This window comes from Pseudomonas lurida, from assembly GCF_013522705.1.
GTDB lineage: Bacteria > Pseudomonadota > Gammaproteobacteria > Pseudomonadales > Pseudomonadaceae > Aquipseudomonas > Aquipseudomonas quebecensis.
This window is the reverse complement of the sequence record NZ_JAAMRE010000025.1, coordinates 1-14,398: the sequence shown is the minus strand read 5'-3', so window position 1 is coordinate 14,398 and position 14,398 is coordinate 1. Positions and strand designations below refer to the sequence as shown.

General features: G+C 57.4%; 14 protein-coding genes. 8 read left to right on the top strand and 6 right to left on the bottom strand.

The genetic code is table 11. The features are described from left to right. Positions 1–35 precede the first annotated feature (35 nt). Positions 36–1,913, top strand: a complete 1,878-nt coding sequence (locus G7025_RS19135; protein ID WP_181080665.1) for a DEAD/DEAH box helicase — start codon at positions 36–38, stop codon at positions 1,911–1,913. A 103-nt stretch (positions 1,914–2,016) separates the two neighbouring features. Here the strand turns inward: G7025_RS19135 and G7025_RS19130 are convergent, their stop codons facing one another. Both G7025_RS19130 and G7025_RS19125 read right to left on the bottom strand, forming a co-directional pair. Beyond that, the gene (locus G7025_RS19130) at positions 2,017–2,595 is read right to left on the bottom strand and encodes a YceI family protein (RefSeq protein WP_034101238.1); all 579 of its coding nucleotides are present in this window, start codon (positions 2,593–2,595) and stop codon (positions 2,017–2,019) included. Between the two features lie 32 nt (positions 2,596–2,627). Then, positions 2,628–3,179 (bottom strand): cytochrome b, encoded by a 552-nt coding sequence (locus G7025_RS19125; RefSeq protein WP_181080664.1) that lies wholly within the window; start codon positions 3,177–3,179, stop codon positions 2,628–2,630. A 273-nt stretch (positions 3,180–3,452) separates the two neighbouring features. Here G7025_RS19125 and G7025_RS19120 point away from each other — a divergent pair, with 273 nt between their 5' ends. Together G7025_RS19120 and G7025_RS19115 are read left to right on the top strand one after the other, a co-directional pair. After that, positions 3,453–4,859 carry an adenosylmethionine--8-amino-7-oxononanoate transaminase gene (locus tag G7025_RS19120; protein WP_181080663.1) on the top strand — a complete coding sequence of 469 codons (1,407 nt, stop codon included), beginning with the start codon at positions 3,453–3,455 and terminating at the stop codon, positions 4,857–4,859. Positions 4,860–4,950: 91 nt separating this feature from the next. Further along, complete coding sequence (locus G7025_RS19115; RefSeq protein ID WP_181080662.1) at positions 4,951–5,670, top strand: 16S rRNA (uracil(1498)-N(3))-methyltransferase; 720 nt, start codon at positions 4,951–4,953, stop codon at positions 5,668–5,670. A gap of 160 nt (positions 5,671–5,830) precedes the next feature. On the opposite strand, the gene G7025_RS19110 is transcribed toward G7025_RS19115, so the two are convergent. The 3 genes from G7025_RS19110 to G7025_RS19100 are packed head-to-tail and all read right to left on the bottom strand — an operon-like array spanning position 5,831 to position 8,351. Then, complete coding sequence (locus tag G7025_RS19110; protein WP_181080661.1) at positions 5,831–6,733, bottom strand: transporter substrate-binding domain-containing protein; 903 nt, start codon at positions 6,731–6,733, stop codon at positions 5,831–5,833. A 24-nt stretch (positions 6,734–6,757) separates the two neighbouring features. After that, on the bottom strand, positions 6,758–7,108 hold the full coding sequence (locus tag G7025_RS19105; RefSeq protein WP_181080660.1) for a RidA family protein: 351 nt from the start codon (positions 7,106–7,108) through the stop codon (positions 6,758–6,760). 10 nt (positions 7,109–7,118) lie between these two features. Next, complete coding sequence (locus G7025_RS19100) at positions 7,119–8,351, bottom strand: D-amino acid dehydrogenase (RefSeq protein WP_181080732.1); 1,233 nt, start codon at positions 8,349–8,351, stop codon at positions 7,119–7,121. Between the two features lie 99 nt (positions 8,352–8,450). Here G7025_RS19100 and G7025_RS19095 point away from each other — a divergent pair, with 99 nt between their 5' ends. The 4 genes from G7025_RS19095 to G7025_RS19080 all read left to right on the top strand — a co-directional run bounded on the left by G7025_RS19095 (position 8,451) and on the right by G7025_RS19080 (position 12,496). Next, a complete protein-coding gene (locus G7025_RS19095; protein WP_181080659.1) occupies positions 8,451–9,353 on the top strand; it encodes a LysR family transcriptional regulator in 903 nt (300 codons plus the stop codon). A 700-nt stretch (positions 9,354–10,053) separates the two neighbouring features. Then, on the top strand, positions 10,054–10,329 hold the full coding sequence (locus tag G7025_RS19090; RefSeq protein WP_181080658.1) for a hypothetical protein: 276 nt from the start codon (positions 10,054–10,056) through the stop codon (positions 10,327–10,329). A 51-nt stretch (positions 10,330–10,380) separates the two neighbouring features. Further along, on the top strand, positions 10,381–10,713 hold the full coding sequence (locus G7025_RS19085) for a hypothetical protein (protein ID WP_181080657.1): 333 nt from the start codon (positions 10,381–10,383) through the stop codon (positions 10,711–10,713). A 526-nt stretch (positions 10,714–11,239) separates the two neighbouring features. Beyond that, the gene (locus tag G7025_RS19080; RefSeq protein WP_181080656.1) at positions 11,240–12,496 is read left to right on the top strand and encodes a hypothetical protein; all 1,257 of its coding nucleotides are present in this window, start codon (positions 11,240–11,242) and stop codon (positions 12,494–12,496) included. Between the two features lie 106 nt (positions 12,497–12,602). On the opposite strand, the gene trhA is transcribed toward G7025_RS19080, so the two are convergent. Next, positions 12,603–13,220, bottom strand: coding sequence for a PAQR family membrane homeostasis protein TrhA (trhA, locus tag G7025_RS19075; protein WP_181080655.1), 618 nt, complete (start codon positions 13,218–13,220; stop codon positions 12,603–12,605). Between the two features lie 143 nt (positions 13,221–13,363). Here trhA and G7025_RS19070 point away from each other — a divergent pair, with 143 nt between their 5' ends. Further along, a complete protein-coding gene (locus G7025_RS19070; RefSeq protein WP_181080654.1) occupies positions 13,364–14,278 on the top strand; it encodes a LysR family transcriptional regulator in 915 nt (304 codons plus the stop codon). Positions 14,279–14,398 lie beyond the last annotated feature (120 nt).

The window sequence follows — 14,398 nt, the reverse complement described above, 5'->3', positions numbered from 1 at the left end:
CTTTGGGCCAAGCCCTAACTAAAACAGGATTACTCATGTCCTTTGCTTCCCTCGGTCTCTCCGAGGCTTTAGTCCGCGCCATCGAGGCAGCGGGCTATACCGAGCCTACTCCCGTGCAACAGCGGGCCATTCCCGCCGTGTTGCAAGGTCGCGACCTGATGGTTGCAGCCCAGACAGGTACTGGTAAAACCGGCGGTTTCGCCCTCCCTATCCTGGAGCGGTTGTTCCCCAACGGTCATCCGGACAAATCCCAGCGTCACGGCCCGCGCCAACCGCGCGTTCTGGTCCTGACCCCTACCCGCGAACTTGCCGCCCAGGTCCATGACAGCTTCAAGCTGTATGCCCGCGATTTGAAGTTCGTCAGCGCCTGCATCTTCGGCGGCGTCGGCATGAACCCACAGGTTCAGGCCATGTCCCGCGGTGTCGACGTGCTGGTGGCCTGCCCCGGTCGTTTGCTCGACCTGTGTGGCCAGGGCAGCGTCGATCTGTCCCACGTGGAAATCCTCGTACTGGACGAAGCCGACCGCATGCTCGACATGGGCTTTGTCCATGACGTGAAAAAAGTGCTTGCCCGTCTGCCGGCCAAACGTCAGAACCTGCTGTTCTCGGCAACGTTCTCCCAGGACATCACTGCCCTGGCCGGCAAGCTGCTGCATAACCCGGAGCGCATCGAAGTCACGCCGCCGAACACCACGGTCGAGCGTATCGAGCAACGCGTGTTCCGCCTGCCCGCCAGCCACAAACGTGCGCTGCTGGCTCACCTGATCACCGCCGGCGCGTGGGAACAGGTCCTGGTGTTCACCCGCACCAAACACGGCGCCAACCGCCTGGCCGAGTACCTGGACAAGCACGGCCTGACCGCCGTGGCCATCCACGGTAACAAGAGCCAGAACGCGCGCACCAAAGCCCTGGCCGATTTCAAGGCCGGCACTGTGCGCATTCTGGTCGCCACCGATATTGCCGCCCGCGGCCTGGATATCGACCAGTTGCCACACGTCGTCAACTTCGAGCTGCCGAACGTCGATGAAGATTACGTGCACCGTATCGGTCGTACCGGCCGTGCGGGTCGCTCGGGCGAAGCCATCTCCCTGGTGGCACCGGACGAAGAAAAATTGCTGAAAAGCATCGAGCGCATGACCAAGCAGAAAATCGCCGACGGCGACCTGATGGGCTTCGATGCCAGCACCGTGGAGGCCGAGAAGCCTGAAGCGCGCGAGCGTCCGGATGTGCGCAACCCACGCAACCCACGCGGTCCGAAGGGCGATGGCCCGAACGGTGGCGGCGGTGGTGGTGGTCGTCGCGACAAAGGCAAGGACAAGGGCAAGGAAAAAACCGCCGGCAGCAGCCGTGGCGAACGCCCGGCCCGTGAGCAGAAGCCCCGTGAAGGCAGCCCGGCGCGCGAACAGCGCCAGCCGAGCCAGCCACCGCGCGCCGCCGCCGACCGAGCCCCGGACGAATTCCTCGACGACGATGTGGATAACTTCGGTAACCGCGTTGACTATGTGCCCCAGGCCAAGCCGGCCCAGGGCCGTGGCCGCCGTCCAGGTGCTCCGGCACAGGGCGCGGGCGCAGGCGCTCCTCGTGGCGGTCAGCCACAAGGCGCACGTCAGAATGGCCCACGCAACAGCAGCGGCGGTACCACCGGCACCCCACCTGCCAAACGCAGCGGCCCGCGTAACGGCGCACCGCGTGATGGCCAGGCCCGTCGCGAAGACTCGCGCAATCGCCGTCCAGCCCGTGACGACCAGCCACGCTCCTCCGAGCCCGCCGTGCAGAACCCGCGCGGTGGACCGGCGCCGAAGATTATCCACAAGGAGTCGAAAGTCGATCGCTTCCCGACCCCGGAGCAGTTGGATCAATTGCCAGGCCGCCCTCGTGGTGAGAAACCAGCGTTGCTGACCCGCAACCGCTGAGTTTCTACTCAGCATAAAAAATGCCCCGCTCTCTCGAGACGGGGCATTTTTTTGCACCCAGCAAACCGGACCCTGAGATCCGGTTTTTCTTAAACCCGCAACATTACTTCTGCTTCACACCTTCCAGCGAGATGTCCAGGTCCAGGGTCTGGGAAGACGGGCCTGGGCCTTTGATGCCGAAGTCGTTCAGGTTCAGCGTGGTCTTGGCGTTGAAGCCAGCGCGCTCGCCGCCCCACGGGTCTTTGCCTTCACCGTTGAACGTGGCCTTGAAGGTCACCGGCTTGGTCACGCCGTGCAAGGTCAGGTCACCGGTTACGTCAGCGGTTTTGTCGCCGGTGGATTTAACGGCGGTGGACACGAACTTGGCGTCGGCAAACTTGGCAACGTCGAGGAAGTCCTTGCTGGCGATGTGCTTGTCACGCTCGGCGTGGTTGGACCACAGGCTGGCGGTTTTCACGTCGACTGCGATTTTGCTGGCTTCAGGCTTGGCCGAATCCCAGCTGAACGTGCCATCCCAGTCCTTGAAAGTACCGTGGATGAAGCTGTAGCCCAGGTGGCTGATTTTCCAGTCGATGAAGGCATGCTGGCCTTCCTTGTCGATCTTGTAGTCAGCAGCCATGACCTGGCCAGCGGACAGCAGAGCAGTACCGATTGCCAGAGCAGCGAGTGTCTTTTTCAACATGCTTTCTATTCCTTGTGAGTCGAGGTTGAACATCAGGCTTTGCGCCCCAGCATTCGCGTAAGGGTCGCATCACGATCGATAAAGTGGTGTTTCAACGCAGCCACGCCATGCAGGCCGGCGAAGACCACCACCACCCAGGCCAGGTACAGGTGCACCAGGCCGGCGTTGTCTGCCTGGTCCGGTAGACCGGAAACCAATGCAGGAATTTCAAACAGCCCAAACACCGGAATACCGACACCGTCTGCGGTGGAAATCAGGTAACCGGCAATCATCACCGCAAACAGGCCGACGTACAGGAACATATGGCCAAACGCGGCACCGATGCGGGTCAGGCGGCTGTAGCTGGCCAGCGGCGGTGGCGGCGGGCTGATCAGGCGCCAGACGATCCGCACCAGCATCACCGCAAACAGCGTGATGCCGATGCTCTTGTGCAGGTCCGGCGCATCTTTGCGCCAGGCGCTGTAATAGTCGAGTCCAACCATCCACAGGCCCAGGGCAAACAGGCCAAACACCACCAGGGCCACGCCCCAGTGCAAAACCATACTGACCCAGCCATACCGGGCCGGTGAGTTACGTAGCTGCATGTACTTAATCCCGTAAGAGCTGCGCCCAAGACTAGCCTGTTAACTATCGAATTAAAGCGGAAAATTTCGCTTTGAAATATCGAGAAATGCGATCAAGAGCCTAGGCACGATAAGTTAACCAAGGATTAAGGACTATTCCTGAGAAACGTGACAGTCCGTCCTGTGTTTACTGCCAATTAACACGCCATGGGTTGTGACGCCGCCCTGCTTTGCATAGGCTTGCGCGATTGTTTCGCCTGCGCCGGTCGCAGGACCGCTTCGAGGAGAGACACGATGGGCCTGAACAACCAGTGGATGCAACGCGACCTCGCGGTGCTGTGGCATCCCTGCACCCAGATGAAAGACCACCAGCAACTGCCGCTGATCCCCATCAAGCGTGGCGAAGGCGTGTGGCTGGAGGATTTCGAAGGCAAGCGCTACCTCGACGCCGTCAGCTCCTGGTGGGTCAATGTATTCGGGCATGCCAACCCGCGCATCAACCAGCGCATCAAGGACCAGGTCGATCAACTCGAACATGTGATCCTTGCCGGCTTCAGCCACCAGCCGGTCATCGAGTTGTCCGAACGCCTGGTGGCGATGACGCCCGAAGGCCTGACCCGCTGCTTCTACGCCGATAACGGTTCGTCGTGCATCGAAGTCGCGCTGAAGATGAGCTTCCACTATTGGCTCAACCGCGGCCTGCCGGACAAAAAGCGCTTCGTCACCCTGACCAACAGCTACCACGGCGAGACCATCGCCGCGATGTCGGTGGGCGATGTGCCGCTGTTCACCGAAACCTACAAGGCGCTGCTGCTCGACACCATCAAAGTACCGAGCCCCGATTGCTATCTGCGCCCCGAAGGCATGAGCTGGGAAGAACATTCACGCGCCATGTTCCTGGCCATGGAGCAGACCCTGGCCGAACACCATGCCACGGTCGCCGCGGTGATCGTCGAACCGCTGATCCAGGGCGCCGGAGGCATGCGCATGTACCACCCGGTGTACCTCAAACTGCTGCGCGAAGCCTGCGATCGCTACGGCGTGCACCTGATCCACGATGAAATTGCGGTGGGCTTCGGCCGCACCGGCAGCATGTTCGCCTGTGAGCAGGCCGGCATCCGTCCGGACTTCCTGTGTCTCTCCAAAGCCCTGACGGGGGGTTACCTGCCGCTGGCGGCAGTGGTCACCACCGATGATGTCTACGACGCGTTCTACGACGACTACCCGACCCTGCGCGCCTTCCTGCATTCCCACAGCTACACCGGCAACCCGCTGGCGTGCGCGGCGGCTTTGGCGACTCTGGATATTTTCGAAGAGGACAACGTTATCGAGAACAACAAGGCCCTGGCCCAGCGCATGGCCACGGCGACGGCGCACCTGGTCGACCATCCGCATGTGTCGGAAGTACGTCAGACTGGCATGGTGCTGGCCATCGAGATGGTCCAGGACAAGGCCACCAAGACCGCCTACCCATGGCAGGAACGCCGTGGCCTCAAGGTGTTCGAACACGCGCTGGAGCGCGGCGCATTGTTGCGGCCGTTGGGCAGCGTAGTGTATTTCCTGCCGCCCTATGTGATCACGCCGGAGCAGATCGACTTCCTCGCCGAGGTTGCCAGCGAAGGCATCGACATCGCCACCAACAGCAATGTCAGCGTGGCGGTGCCGAAGGATTTCCACCCCGGCTTCCGCGATCCGGGCTAAACCACCCCATGATCGTTCCCACGCTCTGCGTGGGAATGCAGCCCTGGACGCTCCGCGTCCGCTCTGCACACCCTTTTTCCAGAGAACAGACATGAGACTGTCCCGCTTTTTCACCGACACCCCGCTGAGCCTCGGCGAGGTTGAACTGCCCGAAGCCCAGGCGCATTACATCAGCCGCGTACTGCGCATGGGCGAAGGCGATGCCGTGCAACTGTTCGACGGTTCCGGTCAGGAGTTTCGCGGCACGTTGCTGGAGGTCGGTAAGAAACGCGTCTCCGTGCAACTCACGCAACGCTTCGCCGGCCAGACCGAATCGCCGCTGCACATCCACCTCGGCCAGGGGCTGTCCCGGGGCGAGCGCATGGATTGGGCGATTCAGAAAGCCACTGAACTGGGGGTCAACGCCATCACGCCGATCTTCAGCGACCGCTGCGAAGTGCGCCTCAAGGACGAACGCGCCGATAAACGCCTGCTGCACTGGCGCCAGGTGGCGATCAGCGCGTGCGAGCAATGTGGGCGTTCGACGGTGCCGGTGATCCACCCGCCGCTGCTGCTGGCCGATTGGCTCAAGCAGACCGAGGCGGATTTGAAGTTGGTGCTGCACCCGGTGGCCGAGCCTATGGTCAGCCATGCCAAGCCGTCGAGCCTGGCGTTTTTGATCGGGCCAGAAGGTGGGCTGACCGACAATGAAGTCGAAACAGCCCAAGCCGCCGGCTACCACGCCGCCCGCCTTGGGCCGCGGGTGTTGCGTACCGAAACCGCGCCCGTCGTTGCATTGGCCGTGGCCCAACAACTCTGGGGCGACTTCTAACGCCCTTACTTTGCAAACCCAATCAAAACTGTGGGAGCGGGCTTGTGTGGGAGCCGGGCTTGCCCGCGATGCAGTCACCTCGGTCTTTCAGTAACACTTGGGTGATGCTATCGCAGGCAAGCCAGCTCCCACAGTTAGATTGGGTTACCACATCAGCACATCACTCCACCGGGTCGCTGACCGGCTTGGCAATGATCGCCTTCAGCTCGCTGGTCATCGGGAACTCAAGGTTCAAGCCCTTGGGCGGAATCGGCTGTTCAAACCAGCGCTGGTAAATCCCGTTGATTTCCCCGCTGCGGTACAGGTCACCGAGGGTCTCGTTGACCACCGCCAGAAACTGCGGGTCCTCCTTGCGCACCATGCAGCTGTAGATCTCGCGCGACTGTTCCTCGCCTACCACCACCCAGTTGTGCGGGTCGCGGGCCTTGGCACGTTCGCCGTAAAGCAACGCATCATCCATGTAGAACGCCGCCGCGCGGCCGGTCTCCAGCATCTTGAACGCTTCGCCATGGTCCTTGGCGCTGATCACAAACATATTGGCCTTGTGCTCGGCGTTGTAGCTTTTAAGGAAACGCTCGTTGGTGGTACCCGCGGTGGTCACCACATTCTTGCCCGCCAGATCGGCGAAGCCGTTGATGCCGCTGTCTTTAGCCGTCAACAACTGGCCTTTCACATAGATAAACCCGTAGGAAAATGCCACCTGTTTCTGCCGTTCGGCAGTCACGCCGGTGGAGCCGCATTCCAGGTCGACGGTGCCGTTCTGCACCAGCGGGATACGGGTTTGGGAGGTCACCAGGTTGTATTTGACGTTGAGGGTGGGCACCCCGATTTTCTGCTGGATGCGTTCGACGATCTTGTTTGCCAGGTCCACCGAATAGCCCATGGGTTTGCCGCTGTGATCGCCCACGTACGAAAACGGCACCGAGGCGTCGCGATAACCCAGGGTGATTGACTTGGCGCTGGCGATCTTGGCCAGTGTGCCGTCCAGCGGGGCCGTGCTCGCTTGGGCCTGTGCGGCCAATAACAGCCCGAGGGTGCAGCCGGTCAACAGGATCTTTTTCATTGTTATTCTCCGTTGGTCTTTGAGTTATTTACGTACAGCAATCACGCTGATTTCCACCAGCACACTGGGTCGAGCCAGTTCCGCTTGCAGGGTGGTGCGGGTCGGCGCCATGCCTGGCGAAAGCCACGCAGACCACTGCGCGTTCATCGGTGCAAAACCACTGCTGATGTCTTTCAGATAAATCGTTGCATTGAGCAGATGATCCTTGTCGCTGCCTGCCTGGGCCAACAGCCCATCGATCTTGGCGAGGACTTCGCGGGTTTGCGTCGCCACGTCCTCACCGTCGCCTGGCACCTGGCCGGAGAGGAACACCAAGTTCTTGAACGTCACGGCGCCGCTCAGGCGTTCATTACTGCTGATTCGGTTGATGGTCATGGGGGCTTCCTTATGCCGCGCGGGGCGCCAGGCCCTGCATATCAATGGAAGTGACCTGTTGGTCGATGAGTTCGGCAAGCAGTTTGCCGCTGCCACAGGCCAGGGTAAAACCCAGCGCGCCGTGGCCCAGGTTCAGCCACAGGTTGCGATATTGACCGGCGCCAATCAGCGGCACGCCGGTCGGGGTGGCCGGACGCATGCCGGCCCATTCCACCGCATGGGCATAGTCGCCAGCCAGGGGTAAAGTCTCCAGGGCCTGGCGTTTCATCAGCGCCAGGCGTTTGGGGTCGAGGCTCGCATCGAAACCGACGATGTCCACCATCGCCGCCACCCGCAGTTGCTCGCCGATGCGCGCGTAGACGATCTTGCGGTCGTAGTCGGTGATGCTCACGTTCGGCGCCCGATGCTGCGCGCCAATCGGCACGCTGAGGCTGTAGCCCTTGAGCGGGTACAGCGCCAGCGAGGCCCCCAGTTCAGCGCTGCGATAACCGGCGGCCAGCACCAGGTTTTCGACCGGCATCACCTCATCGCCCAACTCGATTGCCTGCACCGCGCCGTCGGCATGACGAACGCCAGTGACCTTGCGCCCCAGCACAAAGCGGCAACGCCCCGACGCTTGCAGCCGCGCCGCCAAACGCTGGCAGAAGGCATGACAATCGGCCACTTCTTCGCTCGGTGTGTAGATCCCGCCGACAAAACCACCGCCCTCCAGCGCCGGTTCCAAGCGTGCACAATCGACGGCGGATAGCACTTGCTGTTGCAGGATGTCGGTGATTTTATTGCGTGCCGATTCAAAGCTTGCCGCAGTGCGAAACGTCACCAGCTTGCCGTTGCGCCGCCAGTCGAAACCGTCCAGACGATCATCCTCGCGCCATTGCTGCAACGTCGCTTGGCTCAAGGCCGCCAGGCGCAGCAGGTGCGCGGCATTGCGCTGGTTCACCGAGCCACGGCAAGCGCCGAGGAACGCCGCCATCCAGCGCCACTGCCGAGGGTCGAGGCGCGGGCGCAGCTTGAGCGGCGAGTCACCACGCAGCAACCAACCGATGGCTTGCAGCGGCACACCGGCATCCGCCAGCGGGGCGACGTAGCGGTAGGACAATTGCCCGCCGTTGGCGAAGCTGGTCTCGCTACCCAGGGTGTCGCGCGCATCGATCACCGTCACTTCATGGCCCGCACGCACCAGCGCATAGGCACTGGCCAGACCGATCACCCCACCGCCGATGATGCACACCATCCCCGCCACCTGCCGTTGCATTAAGAGGGTTCCAGCCTAGGGGCAGGTGACAGGCCAGCGACAATGAATAAAGATGGTTCACCTATAAACAAAGGTTATGGACTTGCCATGCGCCTGCGTCATATCGAAATCTTCCAGGCCATCCGCCAGACCGGCTCCGTCAGCGCTGCCGCGCAGTTGTTGCATGTGTCACAACCGGCAGTGACCAAGGTGCTGCAGCACGCCGAGTTGCAGTTGGGTTTCCCGTTGTTTCTGCGGGCGCGCGGCAAGTTGCAGCCCACGCCGGAAGCGCTGGCGCTGGAGCGCGAAGTCGATAAAGTCACCGACAGCCTGCAAGCCGTGCGGCGCCTGGCCAAGAGCTTGCGCCGCGCACCGGGCCAGAGCGTGCGCATCGGGGCGATCCCGGCGCTGGCCTTGTCGCTGCTGCCGCCGGCAATCCTGGAATGGACCCGCGATTACCCGGACATGGCCTGCGAGCTGTCCAGCGACCACAGCCGTGAGCTGGTGCAGAAACTGCTGATGCGCGAGATTGATCTGGCGCTGACCCTCAACTTCTCCGGGCACCCGGGGTTGACCACCCAAGTGCTGGCCAACGGTGTGCTGGTGGCGTTGGCGTCCAAAGGCTACTGGACCGAAGCCGAACTGAGCACGCCATTGCCCTTGGCGGAACTGGCGGGTGCGCCGTTGATCGGCCTTTCCAGCGCCGATCCGCTGGCCGCCAAACTCGACAGCTACCTGGAAAACGTCGACCCCGCGCCCCGGGTGACAATCTCGGTGCAAACCTATTCCCTGGCCCGCGCCATGGTCGAATCCGGCGCTGGCCTGACGGTCATCGACCCCTTCACCGCCCTCGGCGCCTCGACCGCCACCACCTGCATCCGCCCGCTCACGCCACCGTTGCCGATCACCTTGTACGCCCTGACCCGCGCAGATGAGCCACCGCCGCATATGTTGGCCAAGTTGTTGGGGATTGTTGGGCAGCGTGCCTGGGAACTACTGCAACGTCTGTAGGAACACAGAAGATCCAATGTAGGAGGGCAAGCCCTACTCCATATGTTTATCTCAGTTAAAGCACTTACTTAATGCATAAATTGGAATCTGAGTCTCGATCGCAGAAACAGCTCAGAGGACTGTTTTTTAGACCAAGAGATAGGAATCGGATTACATTCGCACGATATAACTGCTTAAAAAGTCTTGAAATTTAGAAAATAGAGTTTTGCTGTAACGAGTCAGCCGTTAATCCATAATTCCAAAAAATAAACAAGCACACCACAAACGATTCGATTGCCTCCATGGCCTCTTCATCCTACATACTCGTAGGAGCCATCCTTCAAAGCGGGACTTTTCTTACAAGCAAACAGTAATCTTAGGAAATTTCTGAAATTTCATTTTTTATTTGACTTAAAGAATCTCTGGGACTTTTATATAAGAGCAGCCACGATTCTTGCTGGCATGCAAGACACTTAATCCGACTGCAAATACGCTGAAATCAAAAACAAAAAAGGAGCAATATCATGGCAGACGAAAATGACGATGACTATCTGGATGAACTGGCCTCTGATGTCGAGACCTTAACTCCGGTACCCGATGGAAGTTACGACATGGTTGCTGGAAAAACGGCACCCGAATTCTAATGAAGTACTACTAGCTAATAATTGGACACTGTAAAGCAGTGTCCAAAACTGATATATGCCTATCCGCAGACTTTACGATGTCCGCACACCCCGTAGACATCAATTTCTCAGGGGTTACTGACTTGGCAGACTTAAAAAACCTGAAGGAGGCGCTAGCCACACTTCCTATAATTTATATCGAGGAAGACATCGGAATTTGGAGGAATGGCAATCTATTTTTGGGCGCTCACCAAACCAATCCGCCTATGAATAAAGAAACATTAAAAACCACTGCTGACAATGCCAGATTCATAAATGACTACTTTGAAATACCTGTAGCTTTGGAAAACCCACCAATCTATAGCGAATTTTGAAACATAGAATTTTGGGAGTTTTACCTAGAGCTGTGCAGGCGCTCTGAATGCATGATGGCGTTTGATATTGGGCACTATCTTGGCTACTGTAAAACTAAAGGTCTAGCGTTCGATTTGCCCTGCGCTGCCCACGAAATTTGGAATCTAATTAAGACGCTACACATCTCAGGAGTGAAGTCTTGGCTATGGAATGGTATTCCCGTCTGGCTTGACCAACATTCAGACCACTTCAAAAACGAACTAACCGAAACATTTAAAAGCGCGGTAATAAAAAGCCTAAAAACGCACAACATTTTGTTGGAAATGGCGGGAGCACCGCTAGATGTTGAAAACAGCAACATACTTCTCATAAAAAAGGCGCTCATAGAAGCGAATAAAAAATGAAAAAATCCTGCCATATCTCAACAACTATATTTTTCTCAAAAATATATGAACCTAATAACTTGCTATCAACTCCAACATCCTCGGAAGAAAAACACTTCGCGTTTGAAAGCATCAGAAGGTATTTAGACATCTCTAGGCACATCAGTAGAAGATGGCCCTATACGATCAGGTATCTAGAATCAATTCATGGAGAGGAAGTTTTAATCGCCGTATTTGATCGTTTTGATAAAACCTCGAAAATCTACAAAAATTTAAACGCCGCGGCGTGTGAAATTTTTCTACAGAAGATAAAAACTCAATTCCCCCCTATCGATTACGAACTACTGCTTTACGAAGATTTTCGAAATAGGAGAGACACACAATACAAATATGTCTCTACCCCGCCCGCAGGACGTTCTCTCACTTTAGTTCCTTTCGACTTGGACTCCATTTACACGACACTAATGTTTTATGGTAGAGCTCATGCCCCGTCGATCTTTTATAAAAATCTAGTACTTGAACCCGGCAAAACTTTCAGGGTCAGCCTATGAAAAGCGCCACCAATATTGTCTCCCGCTCAGACGCACTATATGGTGGCATCGCGATGGGTGTAACGATACTAGAACTGGCTCTGATAGCAACCAACCCTAAGCTTGGGAGTTTTTCCTTAGAGTTCTCGCTCATTACACAGCTGCTAATTTCTCTGGTTATTGAGTTTTACGTTGGGCATTCGTTTGCAAACCGTTTTGGCACGGCATACACAACAATTTACGGGTTCATATTCAAATTTGCATGCGCTATTTTTTTAACCACCGGATTTTATTTAGCGCTACTCGACTACTGGCATATTAGTTGGTGCTTGATACTTATTTCATTCACCTTCGACTCAATAGGCACTGGCTGCCTGCGATCATCTTTCAGGCCGGCCTACAACGACCTCCACCTGCACCTTACTGGACATAGCGCAGATTACGTGGGAGCTTTTAAAAAACACCTGCACATACGCATAGGGACTCCATTAACTCTATTACTGATAGCATCACTCATGATGAGTAGCGGATACTACCTGTACGCCATGCTAGTGACGATGTTGCCAATATTACTATGCCGAGTCATTCAGACTTACGTCTCCTACCATGATCTCAAGCCAGTTCTCACTAAAAAGAACAGCTCAAAGCACCGAACCCGCCTTTATTATATTCATCACTTTAAAGTCATCTCTAAATACCCTAGCCAGTTTTTGGGATACGTAGCAGGCAATACTTTTGAGATGTTGATCCTCATGTACGCAATTGGCTTATTATATCGACACAAACCCTCGACAGACATACCTGAAGGTTTATCTTGGCTAGGAAGCTCACTAACAGCCTTTGTAGTTTTTTTGGCGTCTACGGTTCTCGGAGTCGTGGGACTATCCCAGCCGACACTCAAAAAATCCGGCTCAACATTTTCATTTTTTTGCTTTTTCATAACCGTTGCCATATCCCTGCCAACGGCCCTTGACAACACAAACACTTCATACTTCCTGATTCTTTCGGCCTTCTGTTTTTTTGGGGCTGGGATTGGAATCATAATGACCAGAGTCACATCAAATGAAGTTCTAGATCGTGCATGTAGACAGGAAATATTCTCTTTCTTTCTAATCACCGAACTCGTAACGACAATTGCGGTTATATTTACAGTTATGGTAAGCAGCCTTTTCTTTTCTCCAGAGAAAATAATGAATGGGCTAAGCTATGGTTTAATAATGCTCATGGGAGCTTACTGCTTTTCTACTACTTACAAACAGCTGAAAGAAAAGTAAATTTTCAATGTAAACCAGCGTCAGCCAACCTATTCGTCACTGGCCCACCGCCATCGGGGTGGGACGGTGCGACAAGCACCCTCCCACTTTTTGATCGAGTCGGCTGTCAGAGTACGTAGCGCATGATCGCCACGAAATGCAGCACGCTGCCGCCGATCACAAACAAATGCCAGATACCATGGGAATGCCGCAGGCGATGCTCCAGGGCAAAAAAGATGATGCCGACGGTGTACAGCACGCCGCCCGCCGCCAGCCAGATAAACCCCGCCGTGCCCAGCGCGGCCATCAGCGGCTTGACCGCCACCAGCACGATCCAGCCCATCACCGCATAAATGACGATGGATAAAATGCGCGCCTCGGAACGCGGCTTGATCTCCTGCAGGATGCCGATCACCGCCAGCCCCCACACAATCCCGAACAGCGTCCAACCCCACGGCCCGCGCAGGGTCACCAGGCAGAACGGCGTGTAGCTGCCGGCGATCAGCAGGTAGATGGAAAAGTGATCGACCTTCTGCATGATCTCTTTTCGCCGCCCCTGCACGCTGTGATACACAGTAGACGCGCTGTACAGCACCATCAGCGTAAAGCCATAAATCGCCACGCTGACGATCTTCCAGGGGCTGCCATCCAGACTGGCTACCACCAGCATCCATACGGCGCCAATACACGCCGCGACGGCACCGAGCAAATGGCTCCAGGCGTTGAATCGTTCCCCGTGGTACATGAATCACTGACCTCCCGTAACCGTTGACGACTGGCCGCAAGCCTCCGGCCTTGCGCATCAGAGTGCAAGTGGCGTGTGACGTTCCGAGGACGCCGAGCGCTTTTGCGGGCACAATCGACCCCACGCGAACCAGAGCCACGGCCATGCTGATCGACGAAGAATTCACCCTCAAAAAACTCGAAATCTTCCTGGCGTTCATGCGCACCGGCAACCTGGCCCGCGCCGCCGCCGAGCTGCAGACCAGCAATGTCAGCGTGCACCGCGCCATTCATTCACTGGAAAACGCCCTGCGCTGCCCGCTGTTCAAACATGAGGGGCGCAACCTCACGCCGCTGGAGAGCGCCTACGTGCTCGAAGAGCGCGCACAGAAACTGATCGCCGATGTGGTCGACAGCGTGCGCCTGACCCGCGAGGCCGCCGGTTTCTCCGCCGAACGTTTCAAGCTCGGCTCGCTGTATTCGCTGACGGTAAAAACCGTGCCGCAACTGATCATGGGCCTGAAGATACGCCGCAGCGAACTCAACATCGACCTGATCCTCGGCTCCAATTTCGACCTGCTCTATAAGCTCAAGAACATGGAAGTCGACGCGATCCTCATCTCCCTGGACGAACACGCCAACGATCCGGACTGCGAACAGATCGAACTGTTCTGCGACGATATCTTCCTCGCCACCCCGGCCGACTCGCCTTTCGACCGCGAGCAGGAAATCGACCTGGCCGACGTGCGCGACGCCACCTTCATCACCCTGACTCAAGGCTTCGCCACCCACCAGGACGGCAACCGAGTGTTCAAGCAGGCGGGGTTCGAGCCGAAGGTGGCGATGCAGGTCAATGACATCTTCACGCTGTTGAGCATGGTCAGCTCGGGGGTGGGTTATGCGCTGCTGCCGGGCAGAATCGCGGCGGTGTACGAGAACCGCGTGAAGCTGATACCGCTGCAAGCCAGGTATCGGTTGCAGCAGCATATTGGCGTGGTGTTCTTGAAGGCCAAGGAGCGAGACCCGAACTTGCTGGCGCTGCTGGCGGAGTGTCGGATGTATGCCAACCGCCAGGCTTGAGATGATCGTTCCCACGCTCCGCGTGGTAACGCAGCCCTGGACGCTCTGCGTCCGCTCTTGAAGGCGTGACGCGGAGCGTCACAGGATGCATTCCCACGCGGAGCGTGGGAACGATCGTCA

Bases quoted from the DNA above. Each gene is read 5' to 3' on its own strand.
- G7025_RS19115 (WP_181080662.1), top strand. From the start codon at position 4,951: ATGAGACTGTCCCGCTTTTTCACCGACACCCCGCTGAGCCTCGGCGAG.
- trhA (WP_181080655.1), bottom strand. From the start codon at position 13,220: ATGTACCACGGGGAACGATTCAACGCCTGGAGCCATTTGCTCGGTGCC.
- G7025_RS19085 (WP_181080657.1), top strand. From the start codon at position 10,381: ATGATGGCGTTTGATATTGGGCACTATCTTGGCTACTGTAAAACTAAA.
- G7025_RS19120 (WP_181080663.1), top strand. From the start codon at position 3,453: ATGGGCCTGAACAACCAGTGGATGCAACGCGACCTCGCGGTGCTGTGG.
- G7025_RS19110 (WP_181080661.1), bottom strand. From the start codon at position 6,733: ATGAAAAAGATCCTGTTGACCGGCTGCACCCTCGGGCTGTTATTGGCC.
- G7025_RS19095 (WP_181080659.1), top strand. From the start codon at position 8,451: ATGCGCCTGCGTCATATCGAAATCTTCCAGGCCATCCGCCAGACCGGC.
- G7025_RS19080 (WP_181080656.1), top strand. From the start codon at position 11,240: ATGAAAAGCGCCACCAATATTGTCTCCCGCTCAGACGCACTATATGGT.
- G7025_RS19105 (WP_181080660.1), bottom strand. From the start codon at position 7,108: ATGACCATCAACCGAATCAGCAGTAATGAACGCCTGAGCGGCGCCGTG.
- G7025_RS19070 (WP_181080654.1), top strand. From the start codon at position 13,364: ATGCTGATCGACGAAGAATTCACCCTCAAAAAACTCGAAATCTTCCTG.
- G7025_RS19130 (WP_034101238.1), bottom strand. From the start codon at position 2,595: ATGTTGAAAAAGACACTCGCTGCTCTGGCAATCGGTACTGCTCTGCTG.
- G7025_RS19125 (WP_181080664.1), bottom strand. From the start codon at position 3,179: ATGCAGCTACGTAACTCACCGGCCCGGTATGGCTGGGTCAGTATGGTT.
- G7025_RS19090 (WP_181080658.1), top strand. From the start codon at position 10,054: ATGTCCGCACACCCCGTAGACATCAATTTCTCAGGGGTTACTGACTTG.
- G7025_RS19135 (WP_181080665.1), top strand. From the start codon at position 36: ATGTCCTTTGCTTCCCTCGGTCTCTCCGAGGCTTTAGTCCGCGCCATC.